Origin of the sequence: Anaerococcus lactolyticus ATCC 51172 (genome assembly GCF_000156575.1) — a bacterium.
In the GTDB taxonomy this organism is placed as follows: Bacteria; Bacillota; Clostridia; order Tissierellales; family Peptoniphilaceae; genus Anaerococcus; species Anaerococcus lactolyticus.
Genome location: NZ_GG666055.1, coordinates 1 through 21730, shown reverse-complemented (window position 1 = coordinate 21730; position 21730 = coordinate 1). Strand labels below are relative to the sequence as shown.

The 21730-nt window shown below is 36.9% G+C and carries 17 protein-coding genes and 2 pseudogenes; 6 read left to right on the top strand and 13 right to left on the bottom strand.

Annotation, left to right across the window (positions count from 1 at the left end; genetic code table 11):
* Nucleotides 1-135: 135 nt before the first annotated feature.
* The 10 genes and pseudogenes from HMPREF0072_RS09280 to ahpC all read right to left on the bottom strand — a co-directional run bounded on the left by HMPREF0072_RS09280 (nt 136) and on the right by ahpC (nt 11651).
* Entirely contained in the window at nt 136-930 is a 795-nt protein-coding gene (locus tag HMPREF0072_RS09280) for a metal ABC transporter permease (protein WP_004829814.1), read from the bottom strand.
* Complete coding sequence (locus HMPREF0072_RS09275; RefSeq protein WP_004829812.1) at nt 924-1595, bottom strand: metal ABC transporter ATP-binding protein; 672 nt, start codon at nt 1593-1595, stop codon at nt 924-926. Before HMPREF0072_RS09275 ends, HMPREF0072_RS09280 begins: the two co-directional genes overlap by 7 nt.
* Nucleotides 1555-2969: pseudogene (locus tag HMPREF0072_RS09270) on the bottom strand (metal ABC transporter solute-binding protein, Zn/Mn family). Before HMPREF0072_RS09270 ends, HMPREF0072_RS09275 begins: the two are co-directional and overlap by 41 nt.
* Entirely contained in the window at nt 2953-3633 is a 681-nt protein-coding gene (locus HMPREF0072_RS09265; RefSeq protein WP_004829806.1) for a ZinT/AdcA family metal-binding protein, read from the bottom strand. The pseudogene HMPREF0072_RS09270 and the gene HMPREF0072_RS09265 overlap by 17 nt, the downstream one beginning before the upstream one ends.
* A 514-nt stretch (nt 3634-4147) precedes the next feature.
* Nucleotides 4148-5599 (bottom strand): IMP dehydrogenase, encoded by a 1452-nt coding sequence (gene guaB / locus HMPREF0072_RS09260; protein WP_004829805.1) that lies wholly within the window; start codon nt 5597-5599, stop codon nt 4148-4150.
* Nucleotides 5600-5901: 302 nt separating this feature from the next.
* Nucleotides 5902-6666 carry a MerR family transcriptional regulator gene (locus HMPREF0072_RS09255; protein WP_039931407.1) on the bottom strand — a complete coding sequence of 255 codons (765 nt, stop codon included), beginning with the start codon at nt 6664-6666 and terminating at the stop codon, nt 5902-5904.
* Between the two features lie 108 nt (nt 6667-6774).
* A complete protein-coding gene (locus HMPREF0072_RS09250; protein WP_004829801.1) occupies nt 6775-8106 on the bottom strand; it encodes a uracil-xanthine permease family protein in 1332 nt (443 codons plus the stop codon).
* Complete coding sequence (gene guaD / locus HMPREF0072_RS09245; protein WP_004829798.1) at nt 8107-9456, bottom strand: guanine deaminase; 1350 nt, start codon at nt 9454-9456, stop codon at nt 8107-8109.
* A gap of 94 nt (nt 9457-9550) precedes the next feature.
* Nucleotides 9551-11080, bottom strand: coding sequence for an alkyl hydroperoxide reductase subunit F (gene ahpF, locus HMPREF0072_RS09240; protein ID WP_039931417.1), 1530 nt, complete (start codon nt 11078-11080; stop codon nt 9551-9553).
* A 1-nt stretch (nt 11081) separates the two neighbouring features.
* On the bottom strand, nt 11082-11651 hold the full coding sequence (gene ahpC, locus HMPREF0072_RS09235) for an alkyl hydroperoxide reductase subunit C (RefSeq protein WP_004829795.1): 570 nt from the start codon (nt 11649-11651) through the stop codon (nt 11082-11084).
* Between the two features lie 308 nt (nt 11652-11959).
* Between ahpC and HMPREF0072_RS11185 the strand changes: the two genes are divergently transcribed.
* Nucleotides 11960-12532 (top strand): FMN-binding protein, encoded by a 573-nt coding sequence (locus HMPREF0072_RS11185; protein WP_004829793.1) that lies wholly within the window; start codon nt 11960-11962, stop codon nt 12530-12532.
* Nucleotides 12532-13827 (top strand): annotated as a pseudogene (locus HMPREF0072_RS12530) (FAD-dependent oxidoreductase). Before HMPREF0072_RS11185 ends, HMPREF0072_RS12530 begins: the two are co-directional and overlap by 1 nt.
* A 98-nt stretch (nt 13828-13925) precedes the next feature.
* Here the strand turns inward: HMPREF0072_RS12530 and HMPREF0072_RS09225 are convergent.
* Nucleotides 13926-14828: a DMT family transporter gene (locus HMPREF0072_RS09225; RefSeq protein ID WP_004829785.1), complete on the bottom strand. Its 903-nt coding sequence runs from the start codon at nt 14826-14828 to the stop codon at nt 13926-13928.
* Nucleotides 14829-15601: 773 nt separating this feature from the next.
* Between HMPREF0072_RS09225 and HMPREF0072_RS09220 the strand changes: the two genes are divergently transcribed.
* Genes HMPREF0072_RS09220 through pepF form a run of 4 tightly spaced genes read left to right on the top strand, consistent with a single transcriptional unit; the run spans nt 15602 to nt 20015 of the window.
* Nucleotides 15602-16699, top strand: coding sequence for a glycerate kinase (locus HMPREF0072_RS09220; protein ID WP_037326532.1), 1098 nt, complete (start codon nt 15602-15604; stop codon nt 16697-16699).
* A 15-nt stretch (nt 16700-16714) separates the two neighbouring features.
* A complete protein-coding gene (locus HMPREF0072_RS09215; RefSeq protein WP_004829779.1) occupies nt 16715-17398 on the top strand; it encodes a rhomboid family intramembrane serine protease in 684 nt (227 codons plus the stop codon).
* Nucleotides 17399-18223, top strand: a complete 825-nt coding sequence (locus tag HMPREF0072_RS09210) for a hypothetical protein (RefSeq protein ID WP_004829777.1) — start codon at nt 17399-17401, stop codon at nt 18221-18223.
* Nucleotides 18224-18236: 13 nt separating this feature from the next.
* Complete coding sequence (gene pepF, locus HMPREF0072_RS09205) at nt 18237-20015, top strand: oligoendopeptidase F (RefSeq protein ID WP_004829776.1); 1779 nt, start codon at nt 18237-18239, stop codon at nt 20013-20015.
* A 58-nt stretch (nt 20016-20073) separates the two neighbouring features.
* Here the strand turns inward: pepF and HMPREF0072_RS09200 are convergent, their stop codons facing one another.
* Together HMPREF0072_RS09200 and HMPREF0072_RS09195 are read right to left on the bottom strand one after the other, a co-directional pair.
* On the bottom strand, nt 20074-20649 hold the full coding sequence (locus tag HMPREF0072_RS09200) for a zf-HC2 domain-containing protein (protein ID WP_004829775.1): 576 nt from the start codon (nt 20647-20649) through the stop codon (nt 20074-20076).
* A complete protein-coding gene (locus tag HMPREF0072_RS09195; RefSeq protein WP_004829774.1) occupies nt 20639-21130 on the bottom strand; it encodes an RNA polymerase sigma factor in 492 nt (163 codons plus the stop codon). Before HMPREF0072_RS09195 ends, HMPREF0072_RS09200 begins: the two co-directional genes overlap by 11 nt.
* Nucleotides 21131-21730 lie beyond the last annotated feature (600 nt).

The following is a 21730-nucleotide window of genomic DNA, read 5'->3' as shown; positions in this document are numbered from 1 at the left end:
AACTGGCTAGGAATGAAAATTCGTTATAGAATTTCATCCTAGCCAGTTTTTGCTAAACAATTTTAAAGGGTTAACACTTAGCTTTAGACTTTAAACTAAGCCTTGGGAAAAATTGGAGGGTTCCAAGGCTGTAGCTTATTTCTTTATAAATTTTTTATAAAGAGCGAATGCTGCCATGCCTATAATTGCATTTACCACTATAGATCCGCCTGGCTTGATGTCGAAATGATAGGAAATTATTATTCCTACCATCATGTAAATAACACCAAGGATAGTAGTTATGAAAAAGGTTTGTTTGTAGGATTTGGCGACTATAAGTGATGTTGCCACCGGAAGAACAATGAGGCTTGTTACCATCAAAGCTCCGATTATCTTAACAGACAAGGCTATGGTTATAGCTGCAAGAAGGGTAAAGATGGCATCAAGAGCCTCTACCTTAACCCCAGAAAGCCTTGCAGTGTTTGGGTCAATGGCGATGGCTAAGAGCGCTGAATATCTGGTAACAGAAAGGACTATAACCAAAATAAATACTACAGAAGTATTTATGATATCAGTTGTAGTTACCGATGAAATCGAACCAAAAAGGTAGGATTCAAAGGAATTGCCACCGGGAGCGAAATCTGATAGGATGGCTGCTATGCCAAGACCTGTAGACATGATTACCGCTGTTGCCATATCCCCATATTGAGGGAATTTTTTTCTTATTAATTCTATTAGGAAGGCTGCCAGTACACAAATAATGGCAGAACCTACAAGTGGGTCAAAACCGAGAATAAGTCCCATACCAACACCAGCAAGGGCTGTGTGGGAAAGGGCATCTCCGATCATGGATGTCTTTCTATTTACCATGACTATCCCTATAATAGGAATCATAATTGAAAGAAGGAAGCCTAAAAATAAAGCTTTTCTCATAAAGGCAAATTCTAACATCTTATTAGCCTCCCTTCTACCATTTCATATTTTTGCATATTTAGGTCAAGACTTTCCATTTCCTTTAATTCGTGGGTAACCATAACAATGGTAATGGAGAATTTCTCTGAAAGTATATCAATGGTTTCAAAAAAGTTTGCCTTGCTCTGTTTATCAACACCTGCTGTAGGCTCATCAAGGATAAGGATTTGAGGGTTGTTAATCATAGCCTTGGCAATCATTGCCCTCTGTGCAAGACCACCAGACAATTCATTGACTGGAGTGTTGATATATTCTTCCATACCCATTTTTGTAAGGATATCTCTAGCCTTTTGATAGTGGGCTTTTTTTGGGATTTTGATAAATCCAAAATCCTCGTAAAGATTTAAAGATACTAGTTCTAGGCAAGTTATAGGGAAGGATATTTTATTTACTATATTTATTTGGGGAACATAGCCTATATCCTTATAGGACTTGTAATCTTCGATATTCTTGCCCAAAATTTTTATAGAACCTGTATCTTTTTTTAGTTCACCTAACATTAATTTTATTAAAGTTGACTTACCACTGCCGTTACCACCAAGGATAAGGGCCAAATCTCCCATTTCTAATTCGAAATCACAAGATTTTATGACGGGGATTTTATTATAGGCAAAAGTCACATCTTTTATTTCTATTGCTTTCACTTTTCCTCCTCGACCATAGACTTGTAGAGATTTTCAAGATTCATTCTCATTAAATCAATGTAAGATTGGTTCTTATCTTTTTGTTCTTTGCTCAAATATTCCATAGAGGCAAGGGGAGAAATCTTGCCACCTATCTCTTCTGCTAAGGCCTTTGCTTGTTTTGGATTTTGCCCGTATTCATAAAAGACAGTCGAGATGTGGTTAAATTCTGAAAAATCAATTGCCTTTTTTATTGTCTTAAGACTTGGGCTTTCTAAACTTGTTAGGCCCTGGAGAGGGTATTGGGTTAGGTCAAAATCTCTAGCCAGATAGGCGTAAGCGTAATGTATGGTTAGGAAATTTTTCCTAGTCTTATCAAGCTTTGCGAATTTTTCTTTATATTCTGCGTCTATATCTGTCAATTGGTCTACATATTTTAGTTTGTTTTTTTTAAATTCTTTCGTTTTTAGGATATTTTTCTATTAGCTTTTCCTGGATAGCATTTAGATATTTCTTGGCATTTACAATAGAAATCCAAGAATGTGGGTCATAGGTAATTTTATCAAAACCCGATGAGGAGCCTTCCATAAGGGAGACTTCCTTGCCTTCATCTTTTAGGAAATTGCCCTTGCCATCTACAAAACTGTAAGGCAGCAAGTCTTCGCTAATCCTATCAGATATAAAAATCCACTTACCCTTATCTGGGAAATCAAAATAAACTTCGCCAGATTCGTGACCCATCTCTACTCCATAAACCTTGCCCTCTTCTACCTTGTTAGTAGATTTTTGGTGGACGAGTTCGCCTTTTTGGCTCATTATATCCTTGGCTTTTTTAACCAAGTCTTTTTGCTCAAGGCCTTCATCCTTGATAAAAGCAACCCTCATCATGTCTTCATGGGTGTGGCCAAAGTCGATTTTATTTTTACCAGCTTCGATATCAATCCTTGCTAGGTATTGAAAATCGCCTATAGCTGCAGCACCCTTATAGGTAATAAGGTCTACAGAATCAGAAAGCTTTAGAATGTCAAGATTTGGCAAGTTTTCTTTTACAGTATCAAGCCAAGGCTCCATGTTGGCCCCATTTACAACTAAGAGGTCGCAGGAAGCAAGCTTTTTCATATCCTTAGGAGAAGGCTCCCAAATGTGGGGATCCTTATCTAGAGGCATAAAACTCTCAACCCTTACAGTATCCCCACCAATCATCTGAGTAAGGTCGTGGACTGGGTAAAATGAAGTATAAATTAGGGGTTTATCGCCAGTCTTTTTTTCGTGTTTTGAGCAGGAAGTTGCTAGGAGAAGAACAAGGATAGGAAAAATCGCTAAAAAGTTTCTACTCCCTTTTTTTAGGCCAAGCAAACCTTGGCCCAGGGAGAAAATCTTATTCAGTAATTTCATCTATGATTTGTTGGTCAGTTGAAGATGGTTTTACAAAAGTTGGGTACCATCCTTCTTCCTTAAGTAAGCTATCCTTATCATCACCATATCTCATGTGGAAGTGGGTTAGACTTTCTTCACCGTGGATAGGCATCATTAAAAGAACCTTGTAAGGAGCATCTTTGCTTGTAGCTTCAAATACATCCCACTCAAGCTTATGACCACCGTGTTCTACTTCTATTTTGTCTTTATAGGTATAATCAGCTTCACCGATAACTTCACCTTTAGCATCTGGGAATTCTTTTAGGAATTTAACATGGTCGCCAGAGATTTCTAGACCACCAAAATCACATTTTCTCTTCTTTAGATAGCCTTCTTTGGCAGATTTTTCATCTGTATTTTCTTTTTCAGCAAGAGTTTTGAAAGCGCCTTGGATTTCAGGTTTTTCTAAGTAACCACCCATATTGTTCCATTCGCCTTCCCAATCAGCTATGCTTGCCTTATCAGCTTCTTCAGCTGGTTTTTCATCTTCAGCAGGTTTTTCGTCCTTAGCTTGTTCTTCTACTTTGGTTTCTGCCTTAGTATCTTCTTTAGTTTTTGTATCAGCAGCATCTTTTTGACAAGCTGCAAGGATAAGACCTAGTGAAAGTAGGGCTGTAATAGTGTATTTTTTATTAAATTTCATATCATTTACCTCATAATTTTTACATTATTTTCATTAATCGATTAACTGACTATGATAATGATAACATCTATTAATTAGAATGTCAAGAATGATTTGCATTATCAAAAAATAATAAAAATTTAACAAGAAAAAAGATGCTTGAGCACTCTAGAGAAATATTGGAAATAAGAGCTTAGTAAGGATTGGATTTAGAGTTAAGTGTGTGCTTAAAAGCTGACTAAAAAAACAAAAAACCAGTTGATTTTGAAAAAAGAAATATAAAATCACAAAATATTTGAAGAATTAAATCGAAAAAATAGTGGGAGATGAAAGTAAAATATACAAAATTTATAGGGAATGAAAAATAAAAATCCAAGCCGAAATGGAAGATGGAATTACAAATGTAGGATAGATTAAAAAAAGTTAGTTAACTAAGCTTAAAACTTGATTTTATACTAAAAATATTTTTATTAGGTAATTACCGAGCAAAAAAAGTGACTGGACCTTTTTAAGATGCCAGTCACTTTTAAAATCCCTACTTCTTTGTATAGTTTGGAGATTCTCTTGTAATTTGAATATCGTGTGGGTGGTTTTCTACTAGGGAGGCTGGGGAGATTCTTACGAATTTTGATTTTTCGTAAAGTTCCTTGAGGTTGGCAGCTCCTACGTAGCCCATACCAGATCTGAGGCCACCGAGGAGTTGGTAGATAACGTCACCAACATATCCCTTAAAGGCTACACGGCCTTCAACGCCTTCCGGTACGTATTTTTTGGTATCATTTTGGAAATATCTATCTGATGAACCTGATTTCATGCTTGCGAGTGAACCCATGCCGCGGTATTCTTTAAATTGTTTACCTTCGAACATGATTGTCTCGCCTGGGCTTTCCTCAGTTCCTGCAAAGAGGGAACCAGCCATTACAACATTTGCTCCACAGGCTAGGGCTTTGGTTATATCGCCAGAATATTTGATACCACCGTCTGCTATTACTGGAATGCCGTATTCTTTGGCAACTTCCACGCAGTCGACAATGGCAGATATTTGTGGCACACCAACACCAGTTACAACCCTGGTTGTACAAATTGATCCAGGACCAATTCCGACTTTAACACAGTTGACGCCAGCTTCTATTAGGTCTCTTGCGGCTTCGCCTGTTGCGATGTTACCAGCTATTACTTGGAGGTCTGGGTATTTGGCCTTGATTTTTTTAACAGCTTCTATAACGCCTTTAGAGTGTCCGTGGGCAGTATCAAGGGCGATTACGTCAACCTTTGCACCGACAAGAGCGTCAACTCTTTCCATCATATCAGTTGTTATACCAACACCTGCACCAACTAGGAGTCTGTCTTGGTCATCTCTGGCTGAATTTGGATATTGTCTGGTTTTTTCTATATCCTTTATAGTGATAAGGCCCTTTAGCTTGCCTTCGTCATTAACAATTGGGAGTTTTTCAACCTTACCAGATTCCATTTTCTTTATAGCATCTTCCATGCTGATACCTTCTTTGCCTAGGATTAAATTATCCTTGGTCATAATATCGTCAATTAGGACACTTTCATCATCTTGGAACCTTACATCTCTGTTTGTTAAAATTCCCTTTAGGCACATATCATCGTCAACTATTGGGACACCAGAAATTCTGTAGTGGGCCATGATATCAAGGGCATCACCGAGGTTGTTGTATGGGTGCAAATAGAAAGGATCGGTTATAACTCCGTGTTCACTTCTTTTAACCCTGTCAACCTGAGCAGCTTGCTCTTCAATAGACATATTTTTGTGGATAATACCAATTCCACCTTGTCTAGCCATGGCAATCGCCATCTCATACTCGGTAACAGTATCCATTGATGCTGACATTAATGGGATATTTAGCTTGATTTTTTTTGTTAAGTTTGTTTTGATTTCTACTTGATTTGGTAAAACTTCAGATGGGCCTGGTACAAGAAGTAGGTCATCGAAAGTTAAGCCGTCGCCTATAATTTTCATATTAATCTCCTCTTTTCTTTGATTCTAATAGAAACAATCCACTCTTTTAAAGCAAAATCATTGCTTTTTGCAACACTCTATTCAATTATTTTTCTTACTATACCTTTAAAAATATGACTCGTCTAATGATTTTCCCAAGAGTTTTAAAATTGGTAAATTTACAAGGAAATTAGGGGTCTTGTCCCTACAAATAAAAAAAATCGCCCTGGCGGACGATTTTAATTTATTATTTATCTAGCAAGATGGTTAATAAAGATATAAAGCAAATAAAAGATATGAGCGACTATATAGCAATTATATATTTAACTACAAATAGGAATATGTATTTCTGTCAAATACCTATCTACCATATTTTCTAGGAAGGGATCTAAAATATTTATGCAGATAAAATCTTTGGAGAAATTCTTATCTGGAAATTTTTTCTTAGCCTCTTCCACAACCCTTGGTATATCGGCATAAGGACCTTCATAAAAAAATCTTAGGGCCTGGTATTTGTCTAGATATTTTATAAAGTCTTCGTATTCTTCTTTGACATAATTAAAGCCAACTAGGGCCCCAAAAACTTTATCGTAGGATCTAATTTCTTTTTTGTAATTATAAAAAACTAGGGTTGGATAGTTGAAAAACAGGGAAGAGTTGTAGATGTTCTCTTCATAGCCAAGGGAATAATATATCCTGGGTGGGCTAGAAATAAAATCATAGTCTATATTTTTGCTGATTTTTAGTTTCTCATCAACAAAATCCAACTTTCTATCTATAGTCTGTATAATTTCTGATAATCTCTCTTGTTCTTTAAGGATCATATCTGCCTGGAAATTTAGTTCTTCTTTTAGGGTGTTTAGGTTATCATGGCTTAAAAGGTCCTTGATTTTTTCTATAGAAAATCCTAGGCTCCTAAGAAATTTTATAAAAGAAAATTGAGAAAATTGATTGTAGGTGTACTTTCTATAACCGGTCTTTGGATCAACCTCACAGGGTTTAAATAAGTCTATTTTGTCATAATAAATCAAAGTTTGCCTGCTGACATTAAACATATTGGCAAATTCACTTACGGATAAATATTTCATCACAACCTCCTCTATTATCATACTAATTTTTATCGTCATTTTAAGCAAGAAAACTCCCACATTTGCCATAAAAGTGAGAGTTTAGAAATTTTATTATAATTAATAATATTATGAGATTTTGCCATCAGGAATAATTTTATTTAAGATGATAGCTACTAGGGCAGAGCTTGCTATAGATGATCCTAGGATATATTGGATTATAACAGGTAGGCTTTTTATAAAGTCTTCTGGGATTAGGTTTAATCCTAGGGCAAAAGACATAGATATGATCAAAATATATTGACCCTTACTATCAAGCTTTATGTTTTTGACCATATTAATCCCTGCTAGGGCAATAATACCACTTGTTACCAAAAATACTCCACCAATAGCAGCTGATGGGATGACTGTGATGATGGCTGACAATTTGCCTGAAAAACCTATTAGGATAAGGATGGCGCCAACAAAGGTCATTATGTGCCTGCTAAAAACTTTGGATAGGGCAAGGACTCCCACGTTTGAAGAGTAAGCTGTCATTGGGCTTACTCCAAAAAGTGAAGATATCATATTGGCAATTCCAAGCCCTGTTACACCCTTGTTGACCCTTTCTTCTGTGAGTTCTGTTTGGGTTGTAGAACTTGTTGCAAGCCATGACCCAACAGTCTCTGTCATTATTACAAAGTATAAAATAATCATAGTAAAGACTGACGCTAGGTCAAATTTTATAGAAAAGTCAATAAAAGGTAGGGCAGGCCTTGCAAAAAAGCTAGCGTTTTTAACTGGTTCAAAATTGCCATAACCATAAGATAAATAGACTAGAAACCCACATAAGAGAGCAAAAATACCAGACCCTATCCTAGAAATAGAACCTACCTTATTATTTTTTTCACCAAGGATAGAAAAAACCATCATGGCGAGCATTGTTATAAGAGCGATTATTATATTTTCTCCCAAGCTAGCTTCATTTTCTACAAAAATTTGTGAATTTAGAGCTAGGGGTATGAGGGAAAGCCCGATATTTAAAACTATACTTGCTCCAACAACTGGAGATATCAAGGACTGGAGGATTTTGTTAAATTGCTTTGATAACCCTATCATAACTTGGACAAAGGCACCTATTAGACAAGCGCCAACCACATAGGCCCAAGAACCGATATTGCCACCATTTATCATGTAAATTCCGATAATACCGCCAACAGGCACAAAACTTGCACCGTAGACAAGGGGATATTTCATAAAAACTAAGGCTTGAATTAGGGTTGTTATTCCTGATACCAAAAAGGTTGATTGGATTATGCTCACCTTTTGGGCGTCGTCAAAAAGTAAAATTGATGCTATGATTAAAGGCACAACATAAGCATTCATAACTAAAGTGTGCTGGAGGGCAAGGACTAGGGCCTTGCCAGTGGGGATTCTTTCTTCTATTTTTTTCTCGTTGGGATTTTGTATATTATTTTCCATCTATTTGACCCTTTCTCCTTGGATGTAGACTTCTTTTATGTTTGAAGATTCTGATAAGAGCAATAATTTGTGGAGGACATCTATATCAGAGAGCTCCTCATAAAAGTGTGGAATTGCCTCATCTATTTTCAAAATTTGTATATCAAAGGCATAGCCTTTTTCAAGTTTTCCTATAGGTAGTTTTAGGGCCTTGCCACCTCCTGCTGTCGCAAGGTAAAAGGCTCTATTTAGAGTTATTGACGAGTCTTTTCTGCCTCTTTTATCACTAGCTAGGGCTGGATCTACTCCGTCGTTTAGCATCCTAGATGAGATAACAGCTTGTCTTATAGCTGTATACATGCTAGGGCTATAACCACCGGAAATATCAGTAGCAAGACCTACATTTAGGCCGTTTTCCTGGCAAGTTTTGACAGGTAGGACTGCATTTGCAAAATAAGCATTTGAAATCGGACTGTGGGCGATACTTGCGCCTCTTTCTGCCAAAAGTTTCATATCTTCTTCTGATAGGTGGCAAGCGTGGGCTAGGATAGTTCTTTCATTTATAAGCCCAAACTTATCTAGAGCCGTAGCATCGTGGATTCCGTACCTCTCTATAGCATAACCATGCTCCCAGTCGCTTTCGCTGACATGGCTTTGGATATGGATATCTTTATAGGTTTTAGCAAGCTCTCCAAGGCCTTCTAGGGCCTCATCTGAACAAGAAGGTATAAACCTAGGCGTGATTACAGGATATACTTTTTGCTTGTAGGTATCCTTTATGGCTAAAACCTCATCTATAAAGAGCCTTGATTCTTCAATAGCATCTTTGGCTGACTTGTCCCTGCAATAATCAGGGTTGGCAGTAGGATCATCCATAACAACCTTGCCAACAAGACCTCTTTGGCCAAGAGTTCCACAGATTTGGGCGAGAAGAGTAGATGGCGCCCTATCAACGCTTGAAAAATACATTGCAGTTGTTGTACCGAATTTCAAAGTTTCTTTTACCAAATCTCTATAAACCATGTTGGCAAATTCTAAATCCCTATACTTGCTTTCAAGTGGGAAGGTATATTTACCAAGCCAAACTTCTAGTGGACTATCTAGGGCAGTACCAGCTTGTGGCCACTGGGGAGCGTGGTTGTGAAGGTCTATAAAACCTGGCAATATGTATTCATCATCAGCTAAAACCCTGAGTTTGCCATCTTCTAGTAGCTTTTGTCTTATTTCATCATAAGCAGCATGAGATTTTTCATAAATTTCTTCTATAAAACCATCTTCGTTTATTAGAAAAATCCCCTTGTTTATAAATTTAACTTGGTCAAAACTTTTGCTATAAAAAGCTTTGGCTTCTATTGCAAATGACTTATTCATTGTTACCTCCTGAAGATTTTGGAAATATCATATAGCCTATAGTAGCTATACAGTCAAGGAGAAAATAAAAAAATCGCCCCGAAGGACGAATTTTTTATTCATTTACCATTAGGTAGTTGTAGGCACCTAGGGCTGCTGTGGCACCAGAGCCTGCTGCGATTACGATTTGTTTGAACTTGCTATTGGTAGCATCACCTGCGGCGTAGATTCTTTCGATGTTGGTAGCTCCATCATTACCTGTGATGATTTCACCCATCTTATTTTTTTCTATGCCTGAATCTCCCATCCAATCGGTGTTAGGTATTAGGCCGACTTGGATAAAGCAACCGGCTATATCAAGCTTGTTCTCTTCTCCACTAACTCTGTCTGTATATTCGAGTCTTTCAACCTTGCCTTCGCCGTAAAGACCAGTTGTTTGGGCGTTGGTTATGACTTTCACATTATCAAGGGATTTTAATTTCTTTTGTAAAATCTCATCTGCCTTTAGTTCTGGCAAAAATTCTAGGACTGTTACGTGTTTTACAATGCCTGCAAGGTCTATAGCTGCCTCTATACCAGAGTTGCCGCCCCCGATTACAGCGACGTTTTTACCCTTAAAGAGTGGACCATCACAGTGGGTACAATAGGCAACGCCCTTGTTCCTAAATTCAGTTTCACCAGGGATGCCAATTAGTCTCCACCTTGCACCTGTTGCGATTATTGCAGTCTTGGCAAAAAGTTTTGCTCCATTATCAAGGCTTATTTCAACCTTGTCGCTAACTGCCTTTATTCCATCTGCAAGGACACCCGTCATTAGGTCAACATCTAGGCTTGTCACTTGCTCTTTCATTTGAACCATGAAATCAGGGCCTTCTGTGTATTTAAAACCAGGAATATTTTCTATGGACAAAGTCTCATTGACTTGACCACCAAATTCGCTGGCAACAAGGCCGGTTTTGATGCCCTTTCTTGCAGCGTAAATTGCAGCTGTAGCAGCTGCTGGACCACCACCTATAATTAGGGTATCGAAAAGTCCCTTGTTGGCAAATTCGCCCTTATCAACCTTGGTTCCAAGTTTGTCTAAAAGACTTGCTAGGGATTGCTTGCCACCTTCGAAAAATTCTCCGTCTTTGAAAATGGCAGGAACAGCTAGAACATCTCTAGACTCTGCCAAATCTTGGAAGGTGCCACCGTCGATCATAGTGTGGTTGATTTTTGGATTTAAAATCGCCATTATATTTAGGGCCTGAACTACGTCTGGGCAATTGTGACAGGAAAGGGAAACGATGGTTTCAAAGTCTGCTGGGCCCAAGGATTCAATTCTTTTTTTGTCAGAATCGTCAATCTTTGGAGCGATGCCTCCAGCTTGGAGCATAGCTAGGGCAAAGGAAGCAAACTCGTGGCCAAGAGGAAGACCAGCAAAAATAATTCTTCCGTGGTCAAAAGCACCCTTGATTTCAAAGGAAGGAGTATATGGCAAATCTTTTTCGACAAGCTTAACCTTATCTGAAAGAGCCACAACTTCTTCTACAAATTCTCTAACTTTTTTTGACTTTTCATCATGAGCAGAAAGCCCAATAGTGACCTCTGTTTTCAAGAGGCCAAAGTATTGGGCTAACTGGTTTTTTAGATTAGTATCTAACATATTAGATTTTACCAACTAGGTCAAGTCCTGGTGTAAGAGTTGCGTCAGCTTCGCTTTCCCATTTAGCAGGGCAAGCTTCACCTGGGTGACTTGCAACGTATTTTGCAGCCTTAACCTTGTTTATATTAACATTAGCTTTTCTACCTATACCATCAGCGTTGATTTCTATAGTTTGGATAACATTTTCTGGGTCGATTACAAGAGTAGCCCTGTGAGCCTTGCCTGATTCGTCAAGAAGGTCAAGTTCTCTAGTAAGTTCTTTATTAGAATCGCCAATCATTGTGTACTTAATTTTGCTAATAGCTTCTGAATTATCATGCCAAGCCTTATGAACAAAATGAGTATCAACAGAAACTGAATAAACTTCAGCACCAAGAGCCTTTAGTTCATCATAAGATTCTTGCATATCTTCAAGTTCTGTTGGGCAAACAAAAGTAAAGTCAGCTGGGTAGAAGATAAGAACTGTGTAAGAACCCTTTAAGTCCTCGTTAGTTACAGTTACAAACTCTTCCTTAGCTGGATTGTAAGCGTCTAGTTTAAATTCTGGTAATGTTTTTCCTATTAAAGCCATAATATTCTCCTTTTAAAAAATTTTTCAGATAAGCATCTGTAGTAATAACTATAATCATTCTAAATACAAAAGTCAAGTTTTGCAGTCCCTACAAAGAAAGAAAAGTAAAAAATCGTTTTACTAAAATAGATTTTAATGAGTATTGGGATAGGGGAAGAAATAAAATCCCTAACCAAGCCTCAGATATGGATTTTTAAAAGTTATCACTTTTACGTAAATATAAGGCTTGCAACATATTGATAATTGTTTACTCGGCTAAAAAATATGATATTCTATACTTATAGAAAGTATTATGAAAGGAGTAAAGTATGAACAACAAGAAAAGGATTTCTTTAGCCTTGGCTTTACTTTTGGGGCTGTCCAGCTTAACAGCTTGCCAAAAATCAGAAGAAAAGCCTGCTGAAGAAAAAAAGCAAGAAGAAAAATCAGATGAAGCTGACAAAAAAGAAGATTCTAAAGAGGAAGAGAAAAAAGAAGGCGAAAAAACTGAAGGAAAGTTTGAAGCCACAGGTCCAGGCTACGGCGGGGATATAAAGGTAGCTGTTGACTTAAAAGATGGAAAAATCGAAAACATCGAAATCCTTGAGAACTTAGAATCAGCTGGTGTTGGTAAGGTCGCAATGCCAATAGTTGCAGAAAGAATCAAGAAGGGCCAATCTGTAAATGTGGATACAGTTACTGGCGCTACTGCTTCATCAAAGGGACTTATGCTAGCAGTTACAAACGCTCTTAAAGAAGCAAACATAGCTGATAAGTTCAAAGAGGAATACAAAGAAGATAGGGAATATCCAAGTGAACTTGATGCTGATGTAGTAATCCTAGGTGGAGGTGGAGCCGGTTTAGCAGCTGCTGTTGAGGCTGTAGAAAAGGATCTTTTGTAATAGTTGTTGAGAAAAATGGCTATGTTGGTGGAAATACCATCCTATCTGGATGTATATATAATGCACCAGATCCAGAAAAACAAAAAGCCCAAGGTATAGAAGATTCAAATGAATTATTCTTCAAGCAAACATATGAAGCGGGAGATAAAGCTGTAAATCCAGAACTTGTAAAAACTTTGACAGACAATGCTTATAATGGACTAGAATGGCTTAAAAAACTCGGAACTGAATTTGAAGATAAGATAATCCAAGGAGCAGGCTCACTTTATCCTAGAACTCATCAAGCAGTAAAACCAAACGGTACAGGCCTAATAGAAGCCTATGAAGAGAACTTAAAATATAAAGAAGATTACAAGCTTTTAACCGAAACAACAGCCAAGAAGATCTTGATGGATGGCGATAAGGTAAGTGGAGTTGTTTGCGAAAATCACGATGGGTCAGAATTAAAGATAAAGGCAAACAAAGCAGTTATAATTTCAACTGGTGGCTTTGCTAAAAATGCAGATATGGTTGTAGAATACAAAGATGCTGAGAAATGACCAAACCTAGATAAAAACACCATATCTACCAACCTCGATTCCATAAGAGGCGATGGTATCACTATGGGCAAGGAAGCAGGAGCTGACCTAGTTGACATGGGTCTAATGCAATTTTTATACCTAGGCATACCAAAGAAAGGTCAAATAACAGGTCTTGTAGATTTAGGCGCAGAAAAAACTTTATTTGTAAACAAAGAGGGCAAGAGGTTTGTCAGAGAAGATGGCAGACGTGATGTAATATGCAAGGCAATATTTGATCAAAAAGACGGTGAAATGTGGCTAATCCACTCATCAGATGCTCTTGATTTTGATAATGAAAAGACTATTTAAGGCAAAGACTTCAAAACCGTATTAGAAAATGGAGAATTTGGTTGGGTTAAGGGTGACACCCTTGAGGAACTAGCAGAAAAAATGAATGTTCCTTACGAAAATTTAAAAGAATCTATAGACAAATATAACAAAGCTGTTGATGACAAAAAAGATGAATTTGGTCGTGAAAATCTCACAATCAAATTTGAAAAGGGTCCATTTGTTGCGGTACCTAGAGTTCCATCTCTTCACCACACAATGGGAGGTTTGAGAATTGACAAAAATTGCCATGTATTAAATAAAGATGGCAATGCAATCAAGGGCTTGTATGCAGCAGGCGAAGTTACTGGAGGCATCCATGGTGCCAACAGAGTAGGTGGAAATGCAATAGTAGATACAGTAGTGTTTGGTAGAATAGCCGGACAGAACGCTGCAGATAAAAAATAAGACAAAAGGATGTGATTTTTTCACATCCTTTTAGCTTGCGTTATTTTAAAATGGATTCAAGAACCGGTAAGTTAAGCAGAATTCTTTATCTTAAGTTATTAATTTTTATTTGAATTTAAGACTAGAGAGCCTCCCAATACAAGGACCATGCCGATGGCAAGGTTTAATGTGAAGGCTTCCCCAAGGATTAGAACCGAGAGTATAGAGCCAAAAAGTGGGACAAAGAGTTTGTAAATTCCAAACTCGCCAGCGGAATGGTATTTAAGCACAACTGTCCAAATAGTAAAGGCTGTAGCCGATATAAAAGCTGCGTAAATTAATAAAATAACTGCCCTAATATTAAAAACGAGGCTTCCGTCCTTAAGGAGTAGACCAGTAATAATCATTAAGATTGAACCGATAATAAATTGGTTCGCCATAAGAAAATAAGAATTTTCCTTCTGGCCGTATTTTCTGATCAGAACTGTGCAAAGGGCGTTAATTGAAGTTGATATAAGGATAAAACCATCGCCAGTAAACTTAAAACCTTCAGAACTCGCCCCCTTGCCCAAGTTAGTAACTATAATACCAGCTGTCCCAAGGATTAGGGCTATGATCATATTTTTATTTATCTTATCTCCAGGCAACAAAAGCAAGGATAAGATAACAACAATGAAGGAGTTAGAAGCCTGGATTATAGAAGACTTCACCCCAGCTATATGAGATAAGCCAATATAGTATAAAATATATTGGATGAAAGTCTGAAGGATACCAATTATTATAATAAATTTCCAATTAATTTCGCTTTTTACAATCTTCTCCTTATTAAAAAGTCTTAAATATAAAAAAGTAATAAGGCCGGCAAGGAAGAACCTCATACCAGCAATAAGGATTTTTGCCCCTGTATCGGTGGTACTGACATCAAGAACATGGTAGGTTGTTTTTATGGTTGGAATCGCAGAACCCCATAAAAGCATGGCGAAAATTGAAAAGATAATCGCATTTTTTTTATTTTTTAACAAATTAACCTCCTGATAAAAATTTCTTAATACTATTAAGACTTTACCAAATAAAAAGATATTAGCAAAAAAGGGGGGGCAAGCTTAAGGAAATAAAAAAGAGGCTGTTGCAAAACTATGAATAACTATCTTCCCATCACTAGAGGGTTCTTGTGGGAAATTTTTGGGCCGACCGTCGGCTTCAGGTTACCTGCCGGTTCGTGGAGGCGAAATTTTCCACAAGGTTTCTCTGGTGATTTGGGACGATTTATTCATTCTGTAACAGCCCTAATCTTTTTAAAAGGAATGTAATATTTTTATTCCGGATGCTCCTATTCGTCGCATGTCCTCCCCGATTCGGACGGGCTTGCCTCAAAAATTACATAAGGTTTTTCATCAATATTCCTGTGGACTTCGTCCTTGTAAAATTGTGAGAACCTTAAAAATTTTGCCTGCAAAATTGAAGTAAAATCTTGTACCAAGATTTTGTAAAGAACGTAATGTTTTTTATCAATCTATCTCCGCACCTTTGGTGCTCGATATATTGTGAAAACTAGCCAAACATTACTTGCAACGTTTGGCTTACCATTAAAACAGACCACTAGCAATTATTGCTAATGGTCTCTAATGGTGGGATTTCTCCCTGAGTTAAACAGCGAAAGTTTTTACTTTCTTATCTAGTATAGCAAGAATTAGCCTTTCTGTAAAGCTTTTAGTTAAATTTATTGGATTTTGTTAAAGTGTTAGCAATATTTTGCTTGATTTCGGGTATAAAAATATTAGAGATTGGAGTTGTTATGAAAACTTTAGTAGGAATAGATTCTATAAAAACATTTGAAAACTCAGTTGAAATTGGAAATATTTTTAAGGTTAATTTGTTGTCTGATGTTGAAGTTATGCCTTTTCTTGATGGGGGCGAGGGAACTGTTGAGGCTATGCAGGCTATTATCAAGGGCAAGTATAAGTATGTAAATGTCCACAATCCTCTTAACGATGTGATTACTGCTAGGTATATTTTAAAAGACGATCTTGCAGTGATGGAGATGGCAGAGTCATCTGGCATTAGACTTTTGTATAAGGAAGAACTTAGGGTGATGGAGTCGTCTTCACTTGGTTTTGGAGAGATGGTTCTTGATGGTCTTAATAATGGGGCCAAGTCTTTTTATATTGGCATTGGAGATACAGCGACTAACGATCTTGGCATGGGTATGCTCTATGCTCTTGGCGTGAGATTTTTTGATGAAAATGACAATGGCCTAAATCCTATCGCTGAAAATATGGGAAGAGTTGCTAGGGTTGACATAGGTGGACTCGATGAAAGACTTAGGGGAGTTGAGATTAGGATAGCAACATCTACTAACCAAACCCTTTTTGGTAAAAATTCTTTCCTTGAAGACAGGGTCTACAGGAAGGGCGCGAGCGATTATGACACAGCAAGACTTTTTAATGGTTGCAAGCATTTTAAAAAAATTATTGAAGACACCCTAGGCACTGGATCTGTTGATATGCCAGCTATGGGTTCTGGTGGTGGTGTTGCTTGGGCTCTTTATATGTTCTTTAGGGCAAAAATTTCTAAGTCTATGGATTTTATCTTAGAAACTATAGATTTTAAGGATTTGATTAGGGATAAGGATGTTTTAATTCTTGGAGAAAATGTAGACCAATTTAACGGTGCAGCTTCAATTAATGTGGCAAGTCTTGCCAAGAGATATAAAAAAGATATAAAAATAATTTTCCTCCAAGACAAGGATGGAAGGAAAATTGAAAATAGGGGAGATTTTGATCTTATTTTTACCTACAAACTCAAGGATTCCTACGACAGGAAGGATATCCACAAGGCGATTGCAGGCCTTGCTATAAGTCTTGATAAGTCCATTTTAGCGAGGGAAAATTAGGGGTATAGTAGACATATGAGTATAAATTTAGAACGACTTAGCCAAGCTAGGGTCACATCGGTTTTGATGGTTATAAATATAATCGTCTTTGTCTTGATGAGCCTGAGTGGTGGAAGCGAAAATATTGAAAACTTAATAAGATTTGGTGCAAATTCCAAAATTCTTGTGGCACATGGTGAGTGGTGGAGGCTTATTACAGCGTCCTTCATCCATATTGGTTTTTTCCATATATTATTTAATATGTATTTCTTTTATAGTTTAGGTCCGATTTTTGAAAGATTATTCGGGTCTTTCAACTTTTTGATCATTTATTTAATATCTGGAATTTTTGGCAACCTCTTATCCTTTGCCCTTGGTAGCCCTTATACGGTATCTGCTGGTGCATCAACTAGCCTTTACGGTATGCTAGGCCTTGCTATTGGCCTTATGGCGACCTATAGGAATGATGAAATCATAAGAAGTTTCGGAGCTAGTTTTATATCTATTGTAGTTATAAATGTGGTTTATTCACTTCTTGCACCAGGGGTTGGAGTTTATGGTCATTTAGGTGGTTTTATTGCAGGTTTTCTTTTAGCGGGAATTTTTCCTATACTGGCAAGAGAAATCTCAAGCCCTAGAAGACTTATTTCTCTTATAATTTTATTGGCAGGAAGTTTTGCCCTTTACAAGATTGGCGTTAAGTCTATGATAGGAGTCTAGATGAAAATAATTTTAGCACTAATTCTCACCCTTATCCTTTCTTCTTGTGGTTTTGAATCCAAGAGTGAATTTAAGAAAGATATGGGAGAGACTGCGAGTGAAGAAAAAATGAAATTTCCAGAGATTAAGTATGTTTCAAATACTGAGTCTGAAGATGATGTGGACTTTGAGAAGGTCTATGGCAAGGGGCATATGTCTAGCAAGATTTACCTAAAAGATGCCTTGGGTTTTCTTAAGAAGTTTGATTTTGCTGGCAAGAAAATTGGGGTGGAAGTTCTTGAGTCTTCCTATAGCCCAAGCTCATATACAGCCGTTCTTGCCTTTAAGGATAAGGACAATATAGTTGAGAAAGAATATGGCCCTCTTGTTACTAGCGATAATGTTTTTAGCCAGGTGAACTTTGACCTTGTAGAGGCAGAGTCTGGTCCATGCCTTATTGCAAGCCAAGTTGTGATAGATGGCAAGGAGACTAAGAGTGCCTACTATATTTATAACAAGTACATGTCTTTGATAGATTCATTCCACTTTGAAAATTCTACTGATGACGTAAATGTTAATGTTTATAGGATGAGCAAGCCTGTAGAGGCAAGCGAAAATCCAAAGCCAGGCGATCTTGAGATGGCGATTTCCAAAAGGATTGACAAGGAAGAAGAATACCTAAAGGAAATCTTCAGTGTTTATAAAATAGAAAGCCAAGACGTAAAGGCAGAAATAAATGGCAGGAAGGTCTTGGTTGGCCTCATGCCTGCTACAAGTTCGAATAGGATTATCGAACTAAAATTACTCGATAAAGATAAAAACGACGCTATTTTAAGTATAAAATAAAAAAGGAGAAAGTATGAAAAGAAGCGAAGTTGAAGAAAGATTAAAATGGGACACCTCATCAATCTATACTGATGATGAGGGATTTTATAAGGATATAGAAGAAGTAAAGGCCCTTGTAGAAGAGCTTAAGAAATTTAAGGGCAGACTAACAAGCGACCTTGAAACTTTCAAGAAATATTTAAAACTTGAAGAGGAATTTTCAAGAAAAATGGAAAAGGCCTACGTATATTCATCACTAAGATCAGATGAAGATACCACCGTAGCGAAGTACCAAGAAATGAGCCAAGTCGCTCAAAACACCTATGTTTACGCAGCAAGCGAACTAGCCTTCATCTCACCAGAAATTTTATCTACAGATGAGAAAATTATTGATAAATATCTAGAAGATCCTGAGATTTCCTACCTAAAACATCATTTTGAAGATAAATTCAGGGCCAAGGACCACGTTCTAGATGCTAAAAGTGAAGCAATCCTTGCAGCTTTTGGTAAATTAAAAAACAACCCACAAAACACCTACATGATTTTTAACAACGCTGACCTATCCTTCCCAAGTGTGGAAAAAGACGGTGAAGAAGTTAAAATTTCAAATGCAAACTTTGTAACCCTTCAAGAAGACCCAGACAGAGACTTTAGACGCAAGGTTTACGAAAAATATTACGAAACATATAGGCAATACTCAAACACCCTAGCATCTACCCTTGACGGGGAATTTACTGCCCACAATGTAGAAGCAAAATTAAGAGGCTACAAATCAGCTAGGGAAATGAGCCTATTTGCCAACAACATTCCAGAAGAAATATACGATAATTTACTAGAAGTAATACACGATAACGCAGACATCCACAGAGACTACACCACACTTAGAAAAGAATACTTAGGAGTAGACGACCTAGGCTTCCACGACATCTATGTGCCATTAGTAGAAGATTATGACAGACAAATTGACTTTGACGAAGCCAAAGAAATTGTCCTTGAAGCAATAAAACCACTTGGCGAAGAATATGTAAAAGTTGCCAGAGAAGGTTTTGAAAAAAGATGGTTTGATGTAATGCCAAATGAAGGCAAGAGGTCTGGCGCATATTCATCAGGATCTTATGATACCCAACCATTTATCCTCTTAAACCACACCAACACAATCAACGACGTATTCACCATAGTTCACGAACTAGGCCACTCTATGCATTCTTACTACACAAGAAGCACCCAACCATATGCCTATGGTTCATATTCAATTTTCTTAGCAGAGATTGCATCAACAACCAACGAGCTCTTATTATTAAACTACATGCTAGAGCACAGCCAATCAGAAGCTGAAACAAAATACCTACTAAACTACTTTGTAAACCAATTCAAATCAACAGTATTCAGACAAACCATGTTTGCAGAATTTGAACACAAGGTAAATAAATTAGTAGAAAACGCAGAGCCAATCCCAGCAGAAAGACTCCACGGAATCTACAAAGAATTAAACGAAGAACTCTTCGGTAAGGATATAAAAGTAGATGACTATATAGCAGCAGAATGGGCAAGAATCCCACACTTCTATATGTTCTACTATGTATTCCAATACGCAACAGGCTTCATGAGTGCAGTAGCCCTATCACAAAAAATCCTTCACGGCACAGACGCTGATAGACAAGCCTACTTAGGCTTCCTAAAGGCAGGCGAAAGCGAATACCCAATAGAAGTCCTCAAAAAAGCAGGAGTCGACATGACCAACAAGAAAGCCATGGAATCCGCAATGGAAGTAGCAAGAAAAGCTATGAAAGACCTAAGAGAAGCAATTCTTTAATAAAAGCACAAAAATACCCTCCTTGCAAGTGCAAAGGGGGTATTTTTTAATAGTGAATCTATTTATCCTTCTTTTCCCACAAAAGGATTCCGCTCTCGTCATAAACTTTTTTTGCCTTATAAAGAGGCATCAAGTCATTATCGTATTTTTCTTTCTTATATAATGAAGTTACATATTTCTCCCATGGGGTCTGCCAAAACCTTATAGTCCAGACTTTTCTATTCTCCCAAGACGCTCCTGCGCTGTATAGGAGATCGCCCTGGCCATCGTATTTAATCATCAAGTAATCGTCTTTTTCGTAAAAATTCACCTTAGATGAATCAACTGGAATTTCATATCGAGTAGCAAAAATAAAGCTTCCTACAAAGAATCCTATCACAAGGACGACAGCCAAGACTCTTTTAATAATTTTCCTAGAAAGGCTTGCCTTTAAATATTCAAGAGGTTTAAGATCGGCTTTTCTGGCGTCTTTACTAGAAGGGATTTTAACTTCACTAGATAATTTTTTGTAATATTTCCTGCAAGCTTCGCAAGAGTCAATGTGGTCTTTTACAAAAATCTTTGAATTTTCGCTTAAAACATCATCAATATATAAAGGCATCAAATCCTTAACTATATCACATTCATATTTCATTTTCTTCCTCCAAATAATCGATAATCATATTCTTGGCCCTGTAAAAAGTAACCCTAGCCCAATTATCAGTCTTGCCAAAAATTTGGCCTATGCTTTTAAAATCAAGCTCTCCAAAAACTCTAAGATTGAAAACTTCCTTGTAAGGTTCATTCATAGAATGGAGAAAGGTGTGGACTTTAAGGGCGAGATCCTTATCGGCAATGTTTTCGACAAAGGATATTTTCTTATCTTCGACTAGATTTAAGTCAAAGCCGGTGTTTGTTTTATTATGTTTTCGGTAAAAATCATAGAGGGTATTTCTGGCAATGGTAAAAAGCCAGGCCCTTATATCTTGTGACCCATCAAACGTATCAATTTTATCCATAGCCTTGGCAAAGGTCTCGTGGCAAATATCGACAGCCAAATTGTGATTTTTGCACAAACTTAGGACAAACCTATATATATCCTTGTTGTAATCCTCATAAATTTTTGCAAAATCCATATCCTTCTCCTCGTTTATATGAAATACTCTACTTCATTTAAGAGCCTTTCTACAATAATAACGAATAAGATTTGAAAATGTTACAAAAATTCATCATTAATTTTAATATTTTATAAAAAAACTAATGATAGATTTTTGTTTATATATATAGAAGGGAAAATTGATAGTAAGAAAAATGAAAAGATTTTAGGAAAACTAGTTGACAAGCTATGTATAGGGTAGTACTATATAAAGGCACGATGTTAAGGGACAGTCTTTATAGACTAATAAAACTTAGCAAAAATATTTGACAAGTTTTACCTCGCATTGTATACTAATATTAATGCTGCTAAAGGCATTTGTCGTAAACAGTTAAATATTTTAAGAAAAACTTCAAAAAATATTTGACAAGATAAAAGCTTGGTGGTATTATATAAAAGTCGCAACAACAAAGCGACATTGAACCTAGATAAGACTTAGTCTTGTCGATAAAATTATATAGAAGATTGATAAAGTTAATTACTACTATTCCAAAAAGGAATATTAATAATTACTTTAAAAGAATAACAACTATAACCTAGTTAAATTTCTTTACAGTAATGATTCTTGAAAAAGAATTTT